Origin of the sequence: Cobetia sp. AM6, assembly GCF_009617955.1 — a bacterium.
GTDB lineage: Bacteria > Pseudomonadota > Gammaproteobacteria > Pseudomonadales > Halomonadaceae > Cobetia > Cobetia amphilecti.
In genome coordinates, this window is record NZ_AP021868.1 from 3,812,909 (window position 1) to 3,826,274 (window position 13,366).

The following is a 13,366-nucleotide window of genomic DNA, read 5'->3' on the forward strand; positions in this document are numbered from 1 at the left end:
TCAGCGAGTCAGGCCGCGAGTGGACGCCTTGAGCGAGGCGATGAAGACATCGCGCTCGGCCAGCGGTGGCTCGGCTTCCAGCTGCTCGAGGGCCTGGGCCAGCGTCAGCCCCTGGCGGAAGACCGTCTTGTAGGCCGTGTTCAGCGCAGAGATGGTCTCGCGGCTGAAGCCACGACGCTTGAGGCCGACGCTGTTGAGGCCATGCGCTTCCGCCGGATGGCCATTGACCATCACGAAGGCCGCGATGTCCTTGGTGATGATGGAGCCACCACCCGCCATGGCATGTTCACCGATATGGCAGAACTGATGCACCGCCGACAGGCCGCCCAGAATGACGTGGTTGCCGAGATGGACATGGCCACCCAGCGTCGCCTGATTGGCCATGATGCAGTCGTCACCGATGATGCAGTCATGGCCGACATGCGAGTAGGCCATGAACAGGTTGCGACTGCCGATACGCGTGAGGCTGGCATCCTGGACGGTGCCACGATGCAGGGTCACGCCCTCGCGGATGACGTTGTCATCCCCGATTTCCAGACGCGTCGGCTCACCGGCGTACTTCTTGTCCTGACAGTCCTCGCCCACTGACGCGAACTGGAAGATACGGTTGCGCTCACCGATGACGGTGGTGCCCTTGATGACGACATGCGGCCCCACCACCGTGCCAGCGCCGATCTCGACATCAGCCCCGATCACGCAGAACGGGCCGACCTCGACATCATCGGCCAGGCGGGCGCCGGGATCGACAATGGCAGTAGGATGTATCAAGCGACCTTCCTCTCGGCACAGATGATTTCGGCCTCGCAGACCAGATCGCCGTCGACCTTGGCCTGACAGGCGAATTTCCAGATGCCACGCTTTTCGCGCAGCACGCGGGCGCTGATCTCGAGCTGGTCACCCGGCATCACCGGGCGCTTGAAGCGCACATTGTCGCTTCCGACGAGATAATAGATGTAGCCATCGGCGGGACGTTTGTCGACGGTCTTGAAGCCGAGAATACCCGCCGCCTGAGCCATGGCTTCCACGATCAGAACGCCCGGCATGATCGGGTGCTCCGGGAAGTGACCATTGAAGAACGGCTCATTGATGCTGACGTTCTTGCGCGCGACGATGAACTCGCCAAGGGTCAGGTCCATGACACGATCGATCAGCAGGAAAGGATAGCGGTGCGGGAGATACTCACGGATCTCGTTGACGTCCATAACCATTGGCTTGCAACCTCTGAAATAACGAAATGCCTGCCGCTCGCGGGCAGGCATGTAATGACGGTCCGGACCGCCGTTCGGGCAATGGCGCGCATTATAGCGTCCTTGCGCGTGGCTGGCAGCCGCTCATTGCCCGACAGTGCGCCAAGCAGGTGCGAGACTCTGCTCTGGACAGGTACTACCCGGGCTTGCAGTACTACTTGTCCTTCAAACTCTTCTCGACCTGATTCAAGCGTCGCGCCAACTGATCCAACTGCTTGAAACGTACGGCATTTCTGCGCCACAGGCCGTTATCCATCGCGCCAGTGCCGGAGGAATAGACGCCCGGCTTGGTGATGGAGTTGGTCACCAGACTCATGCCGGTCACCTGCACGCCATCGGCGATTTCCAGGTGGCCCGCCAGACCCACGCCACCGCCCATCAGACAGTAGCGACCGACCTTGGTGGAGCCGGCGATGCCGACACAGCCCGCCAGCGCCGAGTGATCACCGATCTGCACGTTGTGCGCGATCTGGACCTGGGAGTCGATCTTGACGTCATTGCCGATGATGGTGTCGCCGAGCGCGCCACGATCGATGCTGGTGCAGCTGCCGACTTCGACATCATCGCCGATCAGCACGCCGCCGAGCTGGGCGATCTTGTGCCAGCCCTTACCATCGTGGGCGAAGCCGAAGCCATCGGCGCCGATCACGCAGCTGCTGTGGAGTACCGCACGCGCCCCGATCACCACGCCATGATAGAGCGTGACATTGGGGTGCAGCAGACAGCCCTCGCCCAACACGCTGTCAGCCCCGATCACGCAACCCGCGTGAATGCGCGTGTTGTCGCCGATGCTGACGCCCGGACCGATCACGACCTGCGGGCCGACCTCGACATTGGCCCCCAGGGTTGCGGTCTCGTCGATGACGGCACTGGCATGCACGCTCGCCTGAGGCTCGACCGCCAGCGGATCGAACAGACGCGACAGCTCAGCGTAGGCCAGATACGGATTGTCCAGCACGAGGGCATTGCCCTTGCACTCTTCAAGATGGCTTTCATGCAGCAGCACGGCAGTCGCGGCGGTTTCCCCGAGATACTTGAGGTAGGCGCGATTGGCGAGGAAGGCGATATCGCCGGGCTCAGCATCGACCAGCGTCGACAGGCCGGTGACCCGGACAGCCGGGTCACCGACGAGACGAGCGCCCAGCCGCTGAGCCAGATCCTCGAGAGTGTAAGAGAATTGTCGCTTTTTCATTCTGTCTCTGGGCGCTGAGCGCCTCTGGCTCGCATTCGCGTTGGCATGCTCGGATGCAACACACCCCGCACGCTTGCGCGCGCGGGATGCACTCAGTTGAGCGAGTTGAACACCTGAGTCACTTCATTGGTCAGGTCCATACCGTCCTTGCTGTAGACCGTCGCATTGCGGTCGACCAGCAGCTCGATGCCATGCTTGTCGACGACCTGCTGGATGGCCTTGTCGAGCTTCGGCTTGGACTGCTTGAGGAAGGTCTGCTCCGCCTGTTGCTGCTGCTGCTGGACCTGGCCACGCAGCTGCTGGAACTGGCCGCCCTTCTGGCGCAGCTGCTGCTGCACGGACTGACGCTCGGAATCGGACATCACGGCGCCGTCCTTCTGCAGCTTGGCCTGCAGGGATTCCAGTTCCTTGGCGAGTGCCTTGGCCTGGTCCTGCTTGCCGGCCAGCTGATTCTTGAGCTGGTTCATGGAAATCTTGGCCGAGTCGGAACTCAACAGCGCCTGGCGCCAGTCGAGGACCGCGACTTCGGTGGCCTGTGCCAGCATCGGAGTCGCCATGGCGGCAAGGCCACCAGCCAGACACAGGGCGCGGGTCAATTTACGCATCACACAAACTCCTTGTAGGCCTGTTGTTCAGTCACTGATGACTCAGCGACCGACGGTGCGAGGACCGGCGACGGAACAGGGACAGCGCCGCCGGTGGCCGTGACGAAGGCCGCACCGGCTCAAGCGGGTGCGGCCTCGTACGGCCTTAGAAGGTCTGGCCCAGCGAGAACTGGAAGATCTCGGTGTCATCGTCGTCATCGTCACCGATCGGCTGGGCGACACTGAAGGTCAGCGGGCCTACCGGCGTGATCCACGACAGGCCGATACCGGCACTGTAATTCAGCTCGCCCAAGTCGACGCCGCTTTCACAGCTGCTGGTGTCACTGGAGCTCACGTCGTAGCACGACGTCAGATAGGTGTTACCGGCATCGACGAAGAACGACGGCTGCACAGAGCGCTTGTCCTTGATGAAGGGCATCGGGAAGATCAGGTCCACCCCACCTTCGATCAGGATGTTGCCGCCGATGGTATCGTCGTCACCATCGTTCTGTTCGGTGGTGGCCTGCCCCAGGGTATTGGAGCTGTAGCCACGCACGCTGCCCAGACCGCCGGCATAGAAGTTCTTGAAGAACGGATAGGTATCGCCGGAGAACGAGTTGGCATAGCCCAGCTCGGTACGGAACTTGAGTGACCAGTCCTGACTCAGCTCGAAGAACTTGGATCCCTTGTAGCGGAGCTTGTAGTAATCCGCATCGGAACCCGGCACCGCCACTTCCAGCGACAGCAGCTGAGAGCTGCCCGCCGTGGGCAGGATGCCACGGTTGAGGTTGTTGCGAGACCAGCTGGCCGTCAGCTTGTAGAGGTTGAAGTCTTCGCCTTCATCCTCGATGAACTGGGTGACCTCCGCCGGGCTGTCGTCGAAGTCCTTGACGCGCACGAACTCGTAACCGCCGCCGAAGTTCAGACGTGACAGCTCATTGATCGGGTAACCGAAGTTGATCCCGCCACCGAAGCTGTCGGTCGCGTAGCTGGCGACGTCGTCATCATCGTCGTAGTCCACCTTGCGGTAGAACATGTTATAGCCGCGCGAGATGCCATCCAGCGTCCAGTACGGGTCGGTATAGCCGAAGCTGACGTTGGTGTAATCGTCCGACTTCTGGGCGTTGATGTTGACTTCGTTACCGGTGCCCAGGAAGTTCTTCTGCGACAGGCCCACCCCGTAGATGACACCGTCACCCTGGGAGAAACCGACCGACGCCGAGATCGAGCCTGACGGCTGCTCCTCGACGTTGTAGTTGACGTCCAGCTGGTCCGGCTCGCCGGCGACAGGACGCGTGTCGACATCGACCTGCTTGAAGAAGCCGAGGCGCTCAAGCTTCTGCTTGGACTGCTTGATCTTGTCGGTGGAGGCCGGTGCACCTTCCAGCTGGGTCATCTCACGACGCAGCACTTCGTCTGCGGTGGTGGTGTTGCCCTTGAAGTTGATGCGACGCACGTAGGCGCGCTTGCCGGGGTCGACCGCGAAGGTCAGATCGACGGTGTCGCTCTCTTCGTTGACCTCCGGCACCGCGTTGACCTTGGCGAAGGCGAAGCCGTCGGCACCCAGTGCCTGGCGCAGCGCCTCGCTGGAAGCGGTCACATCACGCTGGGAATAGAGAGCATCCGGGGCGAGCTTGACCAGATCGCGGGCGCGCTCTTCCTTCATCTTCAGGTCACCGGCAAAGCCGATATTGCCGATCTTGTACGGCTTGCCTTCATCGACGTTGATGGTGACGAAGATCTCGGACTTGTCCGGCGAGATGGACACCTGGGTCGAGCGCACCTGGAAGTTGACGTAACCGCGATCGAGATACCAGGACTTGAGGGTCTCGATATCGCCGGTCAGCTTCTCGCGCGAGTATTCATCATCGGAGAACCAGCCGAAGAACCAGCTCGGCTTGTCTTCCAGCTCCAGCTGTTCGCGCAGGGTCTCGTCATCGAAGGCATCGTTGCCGACGATGTTGATCTGATGAATCTTGGCGATCGCGCCTTCCTTGACGTCGATGTTGACCTGTACGCGGTTGCGCTCGAGTTCCTCGACGGAGGTCTCGATACGCGCGCTGTAGCGGCCCTGAGCCTGGTAGACACGCTCGAGCTCACGCTGCATCTCTTCCAGCGTGGAGCGCTGCAGAACCTGACCCTCGGCCAGCCCTGCTTCCTTGAGGCCCTTGCGCAGGTCTTCGTCGGGAATCTGCGAGTTGCCGTCAATCTCGATCTTGGAGATCGTCGGACGCTCGACCACATCGATGATCAGGACATCGCCATCACGCTTGAGGCGGATGTCGTCGAACAGGCCCGTGTCGAACAGCTGACGCGCAGCCGAGGACAGGTCCTCTTCTTCCACATTCTGATCCGCGGAGACGGGGAAGGCGTTGAAGACGGTGCCCGCAGACACGCGCTGGAGGCCCTCTACCCGGATGTCCGAAATTTTAAAAGATGCGGCCAAGGCGCCCTGACTGGCCCCGAGCAGCGCAGCTGCCAATCCAATGGTCTTGAGTTTCATGCAGTCGCTTCGCTTCTCTGGATTCCGCCCGCTTGGGTGAACAGGCACCTTATACACAACCCCCTGCAACTGACAAGACAGCTACGAGTGAGGATCGGCAATCGGGGCCGAAGTCGTGTGGGCATGATGACGGGAGTTGATCGCATTGACCAGCCCGTGCAATGAATTGACCCCCATGGGCATCGACAGTTCAGATTCGGTTCATCCTGCGGGAGCCATCACGTGCTGATGGCCCCCCGAATCCGTCACCAAAGACGCATGAGATCGAAGTAGATGGCCATCAGCATGAGGGAACCGACCAGCGCCATGCCGATCTTCAGCCCCGCATTCTGGACCTCTTGCGAAAGTGGTTTGCCGCGCACGGCTTCCACCAGATAGAACAGCAGGTGACCGCCATCCAGCACCGGAATCGGCAGCAGGTTGAGGACACCCAGGCTGATGGAGAGATAGGCCATGAAGCCGAGGAAGGCCTCGAGGCCGGAGCGCGCCGTGTCGCCGGCGATACGCGCGATGGTGATCGGGCCAGACAGGTTGGACGGTGCGATCAGGCCGACCAGCATCTTGCGGATCGAATCCAGCGTCAGCACCGTCATCTCGCCGGTCTTGCCGACGGCCTGTCCGACGGCCGCCAGCGGTCCGAAGCTGAGCTCGCGCTGATACTGCTCGGGCCAGCTGACGTTCTCGACACCGGCGCCGACCTGCCCCACGACACGCCCGTCATCGAGCGAATTGCTGGCGGGGGTCAGTGACAGCGTCTCTTCCTTGCCATCACGCGCCACCAGCACCGACAGCGTCTCGCCCGGCGCACCGCGCACGCGCTCGACGAAATCGATCCAGTCGACCACCAGGGTGCCATCGATACTGACGATGCGGTCACCGGCCTGCAGGCCTGCCGCCTGAGCGGCGCCACCGTCCAGTACACGTCCCAGCACCGCCGGCAACTGAGGACGCCAGGCCGTGATGCCCAGCGTCACCAGCGGACGCGGCGGATCCTGATCGACCAGGAAGCGTGTCACGTCGAGGGACTGCTCACGCGTGGCGCTGGCGCCCTCGGCACGTGTGGTGAGCGTCAGGCTGTCATCGCCGATCGCACCGATCAAGCGCAGGTTGACCTCATCCCACGAGGGAGTGGCCTGACCATTGATGGCGACGATCTCGGTCTTCGGCGCAAGGCCGGCGCGGCCAGCCGGCGAGTCCGGTGCCACGGCACCGACCATCGGCACCACCGTGGTGGTACCGGCGACGAACAGCGCCCAGTAGGCGACGATGGCCAGCAGGAAGTTGGCCAGCGGGCCCGCCGAGACGACGGCGATACGCTTCCACACCGACTTGGTATTGAAGGCCAGATGACGCTCGGCCGGATCGACCGGCCCTTCGCGCTCATCCAGCATCTTGACGTAGCCACCCAGCGGGATGGCGGCGACCCCGTACTCGGTGCCGTGGCGATCGGTCCACGACCAGAAGGGTTTGCCGAAGCCGATGGAGAAGCGCAGCACCTTGATGCCGCAACGACGCGCGACCCAGAAATGACCGTACTCATGGATGGTGATCAACACCCCCAACACGACGATCACGGCAAGAATATTCTGGATCACACCCATCACGCGCTCCTGGAGATTGGTGCCCGAGATGGGCAGCCTGCCTTGCCACGCTCACGAAGAAAGTGACAAGACAGTGCAAGATAGGATTTCAGGGCCCGGCGAGGGCCAACTCGGCGGCAGCCAGCTCACGCGCCGCCGCGTCTTCGGCGAGAATCACCTCGAGGCCATCCACCGCCAGTGGCGGACGCGCCTGCATGACGGCCTGCACCACTGCCGGGATTCGATCGAAGGCCAGGCGACCCTCAAGGAAGGCGGCCACGGCCACCTCGTTGGCGGCATTCATCACCGCAGGCCAGGTGCCGCCCGCCGCGATGGCCTCGCGCGCCAGCCGCAGACACGGGAAGCGCGTCTCGTCGGCGGCACGGAAATCGAGGCGCGCGACCTGAAACAGGTCCAGCGGCTCGACGCCGGCATCGATACGCTCCGGCCATGCCAGTGCATAGGCGATCGGCGTGCGCATGTCCGGATTGCCCATCTGGGCCAGCACCGAGCCATCGCTGTAGGCCGCCATCGAGTGAATCACGCTCTGGGGATGCACGACCACCTGAATGTCGTCCGGCCCGCAGGCGAACAGCCAGCAGGCTTCGATCAGCTCCAGGCCCTTGTTCATCAGGGTGGCGCTATCGACGGAAATCTTGCGCCCCATCGACCAGTTGGGATGCGCGCAGGCCTCGTCCGGCGTCACCGTGGCCAGTCGCTCGGCAGGCCATTCGGCATCATCGCGGAACGGGCCGCCGGAGGCGGTCAGCAACAGCTTCTCGACACCGATCGGCGCCAGGCCATCACGATGCTGGGCCGGCAGGCACTGGAAGATGGCGTTGTGCTCGGAGTCGATCGGCAACAGGGTCGCCCCGTGCTGCTTCACCGCATCCATGAACAGCTGCCCGGCACACACCAGCGCTTCCTTGTTGGCCAGCAGCACGCGCTTGCCGGCCCGCACCGCCGCCAGTGTCGGCAACAGGCCAGCCGCACCGACGATGGCGGCCATCACGCTATCGACTTCAGGCGCCTCGCTGATGTCGACCAGCGCCTGCTCACCATGGCGCACCTCGATGGGCGTGCCCTGATAGCTCTCGACGCCCTTGAGCGCCTCACTGAGCCACGCAGCCGCCTCGCACGAGGCGATCACCGCCACCTGCGGGCGATGCGTCAGGCACAGCTCCAGCAGCGCCTCATGACGCGTGGCAGCGCTGAGCGCATGCACCCGATAACGCTCGGGATGGCGCGCGATCACATCCAGAGTGCTGGACCCGATGGAGCCGGTCGCACCGAGGATGGTGATGCGCTGCAACGCAGGCGCCTCATGAGGAGTCTCGTGGCTCACGCTCACGTTCACATTCGTGCTCACGCACCACCTCCCAGCACCCACGGCAACAGCAGGGCAAACAGCGGCACCGCCGCGGTCAGGCTGTCGATGCGGTCCATCACGCCACCATGACCGGGCAGCAGATGGCTTGAGTCCTTCATCTGACGCTGGCGCTTGAACATGCTCTCGAGCAGGTCACCCAGCACCGAGACGGCCGTCACGCCCAGCGTGACCAGCAGCAGCGGCAGCCAGTCGGCCAGCCCCGCCAGCGCATAGCCGGTCGCCAGCAGGCCGGTGGCCACCAGACCACCATAGACGCCCTCCCAGGACTTGCCCGGGCTGACGCGCGGCGCCAGCTTGCGCTTGCCGAAGCGCTTGCCGGAGAAGTAGGCACCGATATCCGCCGCCCACACCATCAGCAGCACATACAGCAGCCACTCACCGCCACTGGCCTTGAGCTGCACGAAGCCGAACCAGGTCGGCAGCAGTGCCAGCACGCCGACGCCCAACCGCACGCCGGTCGCCTGCCATTCCTGACTGGCGGCCGGATAGCGCATCACCCAACGCAGATTGACCAGCCATGCCAGTGCGGCCAGATACAGCGGCCAACGCGCAAGAGCGCCATCGAACTGCCAGACCAGCAGCATCAGCACGCTGAGCACCAGCGGGAACAGCAGGCGCGCCAGGCCGGCACGCACGCCAGACAGGTTGGACCACTCCCAGGCGGCCAACGCGACGACAGCGCCGGTGAAGGTGGCAAAGGCAGCACCGTCGAGGCCGAACAGCCCCCACAGCGCCAGCGGCGCGAGAATGAGCGCGGTGATGATTCGTTGTCTGAGCACTAGAGCCCCTCGGCGTCGAGTTGTTCGCTGGTCATGCCATAACGACGCTGACGCAGGGCGTAGGCGCTGAGCGCTTCATCGAAGGCCGCCGCATCGAAATCAGGCCACAGCACGGGCGAGAAATAGAACTCGGCATAGGCCAGCTGCCAGATCAGGAAGTTGGAGATGCGCTGCTCACCGCTGGTGCGGATACACAGATCCACCTCCGGCAGTTCGCTCAGGCACACTTCCGCCCCGAGACGTGACTCGTCGATGTCCGCGGCCTTGAGCTCGCCGCGCTCGACCTGCTCCGCCAGACGGCGAGCGGCCTCGGCGATATCCCAACGGCCGCCATAGTTGGCGCAGATCACCACGTGCATGCCGCGATTGCCGCGCGTCATGTCTTCGGCGCTCTGGATATGCTTTTGAATCGAATTGGAAAAACGACTGCGCTCGCCGATGACCGAGAGTCGGATATCGTGGCGATGAAGCTTCTTGACCTCGCGCTTGAGCGCCAGCAGAAACAGCTCCATCAGCGCACTGACTTCATTGGCCGGGCGCTTCCAGTTCTCACTGGAGAAGGCAAACAGGGTCAGCACTTCCACGCCCTGCTCGGCAGCGCGACGGATGGTACTGCGGACGGTTTCGGCACCGGCGCGATGGCCGCGTATGCCAGCCCAGCCGCGGGACTTCGCCCAGCGGTTGTTGCCGTCCATGATGATCGCCACATGGCGTGGCGTGGAGGGGGAATTCGGTGACGTCATGGGGTCTCGCTACGAGCACCGGATGCCGCCGGCAAACGCCGGCGGCAGACCCGATCAGACCTGCATCAGGTCGGTTTCCTTGTGCTCCAGAGCACTGTCGACTTCCGCCACATACTTGTCGGTCAGCTTCTGGATCTCGTCTTCTCCGCGACGTGCATCGTCTTCGGAGATGTCCTTGTCCTTGAGCAGGCTCTTGATGTCGCCATTGGCGTCACGACGCACATTGCGGAGCGCCACGCGGGCGTTTTCCGCTTCTGCACGCGCCTGCTTGGTGTAACCGCGACGCGTCTCTTCCGTCAGCATCGGCATCGGGACGCGAATCACGTCACCGGCGGTGGACGGGTTGAGACCCAGGTCAGAAGTCATGATGGCCTTCTCGACCTTCGGCACCATGGGCTTTTCCCACGGCACGACAGTCAGGGTGCGCGCATCTTCGGTGGTGATGTTGGCCACCTGATTCAGCGGTACCTGGCTACCATAGTAATCGACCGTCACGGCATCCAGGATGCTGGGATGCGCACGACCCGTACGGATCTTGCCGAAGGCGGCACCGAGGGACTCGATGGTCTTCTTCATGCGTGATTCGGCGTCTTTCTTGATGTCGTTGATCACAGTCTTACCCTCTATCAATCAGCGTGCCTTCCTTGCCACCCACCACCAGGTTGAGCAGCGCGCCTGCCTTGTTCATGTTGAACACCCGCACCGGCATGTCATGGTCACGTACCAGGCAGATGGCGGTCAAATCCATCACGCCAAGCTTCTGGTCCAGCGCATCATCGTAGCTGAGGCTGTCGTACTTCACGGCATCCGGGAACTTGACCGGGTCCTTGTCGTAGACACCATCCACCTTGGTTGCCTTGATGACGGCATCCGCGTCGATCTCGATACCGCGCAGACAGGCAGCGGAATCGGTGGTGAAGAACGGGTTGCCGGTACCGGCGGAGAAGATGACCACATCGCCAGACGTCAGATAACGGATGGCGGTACGGCGATCATAATGTTCTACCACGCCACTCATCGGGATGGCAGACATCACGCGTGAACGGATGTTGGAGCGTTCCAGCGCATCACGCAGCGCCAGACCATTCATCACGGTCGCCAGCATGCCCATATGGTCACCGGTCACACGCTCCATGCCGACTTCCTGCAGGGCTGCGCCACGGAACAGGTTGCCGCCACCGATGACGATGCCGACCTGGACGCCGATGCCCACCAGCTGACCGATTTCCAGCGCCATGCGATCCAGCACCTTGGGGTCGATGCCGAAATCGCCATCGCCCATCAGGGCCTCACCGGAAAGCTTGAGCAGTATGCGCTTGTACTTGGCATTGCGTTCAGCGGAAATGGTGGCCATGCGAATCTCTCCTGATACTGACATACGGGGAACGGGGCGGCCCGAAGGCGGGGGCCAGATACACGATGGCGTGCGACTATGCGCACGCCATCATGAGAAGCGAAAACAGTCAGCCCTTACGCGCGGCTGGCCTGCTCACGGACTTCAGCTGCGAAGTCGACTTCTTCCTTCTCGATACCTTCACCGACTTCCATGCGTACGAAGGATACCACTTCACCACCGGCTGCCTTGACGAACTCGGCGACGGTCTGGTTCGGATCCTTGACGAACGGCTGTTCGGTCAGGCTGTTCTCAGCCAGGTACTTCTTCAGACGACCCTGGGACATCTTCTCGGCGATTTCCGCCGGCTTGCCTGCCATGTCCGGCTGAGCAAGGATGATGGCCTTTTCAGCGTCCATCTGTTCCTGCGGCATGTCGGACGGACGTGCACAGACCGGATTGACGGCTGCGACGTGCATGGAGACGTCCTTGGCTGCTTCACCAGTACCGCCGTTCAGCAGGGTCAGCGCAGCGATGCGGCCGCCGTGGACGTAGCCACCGACGACGCCGCCAGCCGGCGCTTCGACCAGCTCGGCACGACGAACGGAGATGTTCTCACCGATCTTCTGAACCAGCTGACCACGGGTGTCTTCCAGCTCGCCTTCCATCAGGGAAGCGATGTCGGTGTTCTTGGTAGCGAACACACGATCGGCGATCAGCTGGGTGAAGGCCTTGAAATTGTCATCACGAGCGACGAAGTCGGTCTCGGAGTTGATTTCGACCATCACGCCGTAGCTGGCGTCGTCGGCGACCTTGATGACGATGGCGCCTTCAGCGGCCACGCGGCCAGCTTTCTTGGCGGCCTTCAGGCCGGAGTTCTTGCGCAGGTTCTCGATCGCCAGCTCGATGTCGCCACCGGCTTCGGTAAGAGCCTTCTTGCATTCCATCATGCCGAGCGCAGTACGCTCACGCAGTTCCTTGACCATAGATGCGCTGATAGCTGCCATGGGATGAAACCTCTGTCGTGTCGACGTCTTTGAATACGGGAATTCGGTCACGACCGCTGAACGGTCGCAAATGAGGGGGCCGTGGCCCCCTCATTGCCTGACCTGACTGCCACCTGGCTAGGCCATGCCGCACTTAGTGTAGCGCAGCGTTTGTGACAGTCAGATCAAGCCGCCAGGATCACTCTGCTGCGTCTTCTTCAGAAGCAGTTTCGACGAACTCACCGGCCAGCTCTTCTTCCTTGTTCTTGCCACAGGCGCCTGCAATTGCCTGGACATAGATCTGGATGGCGCGGATGGAGTCATCGTTACCCGGGATGACGTAGTCCACGCCGTCCGGGTTGGAGTTGGTATCGACGACGCCGATGACCGGGATGCCCAGCTTGTTGGCTTCGTTGATCGCGATGCGCTCGTGGTCAACGTCGATCACGAACATTGCGTCCGGCAGGCCGCCCATGTCCTTGATACCGCCGATGGAGCGCTCGAGCTTGTCCTGCTCACGAGTGGCCATCAGGACTTCTTTCTTGGTCAGCTTCGCGAAGGTACCGTCTTCATGCATCTGCTCGATTTCACGCAGGCGCTTGATGGACTGACGGATGGTCTTGAAGTTGGTCAGCATGCCGCCCAACCAGCGATGGTTGACGTACGGCTGGCCAGCCTTGCGAGCTTCTTCCTTGATGATCTTGCCGGCAGCGCGCTTGGTGCCCACGAACATGATCTTGTTGCCATTGGCAGCCATCTTCTCGACCACTGACACGGCTTCGTTCAGCGCCGGCAGGGTGTGCTCGAGGTTGATGATGTGGATCTTGTTGCGAGCGCCGAAGATGAACTTGGACATCTTCGGGTTCCAGTACTTGGTCTGGTGACCGAAGTGTGCGCCTGCCTTGAGCAGATCGCGCATGTTGACTTGCGCCATGTGAATATCTCCTGGATATCGGGTTGGGCCTCCACGTCCCCCATGGATCCGACCGCTTGCGCGGCACCCGGGACCATGTGACGGAACGTGTGTGG

13 protein-coding genes are annotated in these 13,366 nt (G+C 62.4%); all 13 read right to left on the reverse strand.

Annotation, left to right across the window (positions count from 1 at the left end; translation table 11 throughout):
- Positions 1 to 768: an acyl-ACP--UDP-N-acetylglucosamine O-acyltransferase gene (lpxA, locus tag CLAM6_RS15880; RefSeq protein WP_043333008.1), complete on the reverse strand. Its 768-nt coding sequence runs from the start codon at positions 766 to 768 to the stop codon at positions 1 to 3.
- Positions 765 to 1,208, reverse strand: a complete 444-nt coding sequence (fabZ, locus tag CLAM6_RS15885) for a 3-hydroxyacyl-ACP dehydratase FabZ (protein WP_043333010.1) — start codon at positions 1,206 to 1,208, stop codon at positions 765 to 767. Before fabZ ends, lpxA begins: the two co-directional genes overlap by 4 nt.
- Before the next feature lie 193 nt (positions 1,209 to 1,401).
- A complete protein-coding gene (gene lpxD, locus CLAM6_RS15890) occupies positions 1,402 to 2,439 on the reverse strand; it encodes a UDP-3-O-(3-hydroxymyristoyl)glucosamine N-acyltransferase (RefSeq protein WP_043333012.1) in 1,038 nt (345 codons plus the stop codon).
- A 92-nt stretch (positions 2,440 to 2,531) separates the two neighbouring features.
- On the reverse strand, positions 2,532 to 3,044 hold the full coding sequence (locus CLAM6_RS15895; protein ID WP_043333014.1) for an OmpH family outer membrane protein: 513 nt from the start codon (positions 3,042 to 3,044) through the stop codon (positions 2,532 to 2,534).
- Positions 3,045 to 3,189: 145 nt separating this feature from the next.
- Entirely contained in the window at positions 3,190 to 5,526 is a 2,337-nt protein-coding gene (bamA, locus tag CLAM6_RS15900) for an outer membrane protein assembly factor BamA (RefSeq protein ID WP_172978726.1), read from the reverse strand.
- 245 nt (positions 5,527 to 5,771) lie between these two features.
- Positions 5,772 to 7,127, reverse strand: coding sequence for a sigma E protease regulator RseP (rseP, locus tag CLAM6_RS15905; protein WP_043333016.1), 1,356 nt, complete (start codon positions 7,125 to 7,127; stop codon positions 5,772 to 5,774).
- 88 nt (positions 7,128 to 7,215) lie between these two features.
- Positions 7,216 to 8,418 carry a 1-deoxy-D-xylulose-5-phosphate reductoisomerase gene (gene ispC, locus CLAM6_RS15910; protein ID WP_394805779.1) on the reverse strand — a complete coding sequence of 401 codons (1,203 nt, stop codon included), beginning with the start codon at positions 8,416 to 8,418 and terminating at the stop codon, positions 7,216 to 7,218.
- 53 nt (positions 8,419 to 8,471) lie between these two features.
- The gene (locus tag CLAM6_RS15915) at positions 8,472 to 9,275 is read right to left on the reverse strand and encodes a phosphatidate cytidylyltransferase (RefSeq protein ID WP_153636606.1); all 804 of its coding nucleotides are present in this window, start codon (positions 9,273 to 9,275) and stop codon (positions 8,472 to 8,474) included.
- Positions 9,275 to 10,018, reverse strand: coding sequence for a polyprenyl diphosphate synthase (uppS, locus tag CLAM6_RS15920; protein WP_043333020.1), 744 nt, complete (start codon positions 10,016 to 10,018; stop codon positions 9,275 to 9,277). The genes CLAM6_RS15915 and uppS overlap by 1 nt, the downstream gene beginning before the upstream one ends.
- Positions 10,019 to 10,072: 54 nt before the next feature.
- Entirely contained in the window at positions 10,073 to 10,630 is a 558-nt protein-coding gene (gene frr / locus CLAM6_RS15925; protein ID WP_043333023.1) for a ribosome recycling factor, read from the reverse strand.
- 4 nt (positions 10,631 to 10,634) lie between these two features.
- Positions 10,635 to 11,372, reverse strand: coding sequence for a UMP kinase (gene pyrH, locus CLAM6_RS15930; RefSeq protein ID WP_225347344.1), 738 nt, complete (start codon positions 11,370 to 11,372; stop codon positions 10,635 to 10,637).
- A gap of 116 nt (positions 11,373 to 11,488) precedes the next feature.
- Complete coding sequence (gene tsf, locus CLAM6_RS15935; protein WP_043333025.1) at positions 11,489 to 12,358, reverse strand: translation elongation factor Ts; 870 nt, start codon at positions 12,356 to 12,358, stop codon at positions 11,489 to 11,491.
- A gap of 178 nt (positions 12,359 to 12,536) precedes the next feature.
- Positions 12,537 to 13,271 (reverse strand): 30S ribosomal protein S2, encoded by a 735-nt coding sequence (gene rpsB, locus CLAM6_RS15940; protein ID WP_043333027.1) that lies wholly within the window; start codon positions 13,269 to 13,271, stop codon positions 12,537 to 12,539.
- Between the last annotated feature and the right edge of the window lie 95 nt (positions 13,272 to 13,366).

What these genes read in the sequence shown, in the direction of transcription:
- CLAM6_RS15895 (WP_043333014.1), bottom strand. Translation starts at nt 3,044, where the DNA reads ATGCGTAAATTGACCCGCGCCCTGTGTCTGGCTGGTGGCCTTGCCGCC.
- lpxD (WP_043333012.1), bottom strand. Translation starts at nt 2,439, where the DNA reads ATGAAAAAGCGACAATTCTCTTACACTCTCGAGGATCTGGCTCAGCGG.
- rseP (WP_043333016.1), bottom strand. Translation starts at nt 7,127, where the DNA reads ATGGGTGTGATCCAGAATATTCTTGCCGTGATCGTCGTGTTGGGGGTG.
- pyrH (WP_225347344.1), bottom strand. Translation starts at nt 11,372, where the DNA reads ATGGCCACCATTTCCGCTGAACGCAATGCCAAGTACAAGCGCATACTG.
- rpsB (WP_043333027.1), bottom strand. Translation starts at nt 13,271, where the DNA reads ATGGCGCAAGTCAACATGCGCGATCTGCTCAAGGCAGGCGCACACTTC.
- bamA (WP_172978726.1), bottom strand. Translation starts at nt 5,526, where the DNA reads ATGAAACTCAAGACCATTGGATTGGCAGCTGCGCTGCTCGGGGCCAGT.
- fabZ (WP_043333010.1), bottom strand. Translation starts at nt 1,208, where the DNA reads ATGGTTATGGACGTCAACGAGATCCGTGAGTATCTCCCGCACCGCTAT.
- uppS (WP_043333020.1), bottom strand. Translation starts at nt 10,018, where the DNA reads ATGACGTCACCGAATTCCCCCTCCACGCCACGCCATGTGGCGATCATC.
- tsf (WP_043333025.1), bottom strand. Translation starts at nt 12,358, where the DNA reads ATGGCAGCTATCAGCGCATCTATGGTCAAGGAACTGCGTGAGCGTACT.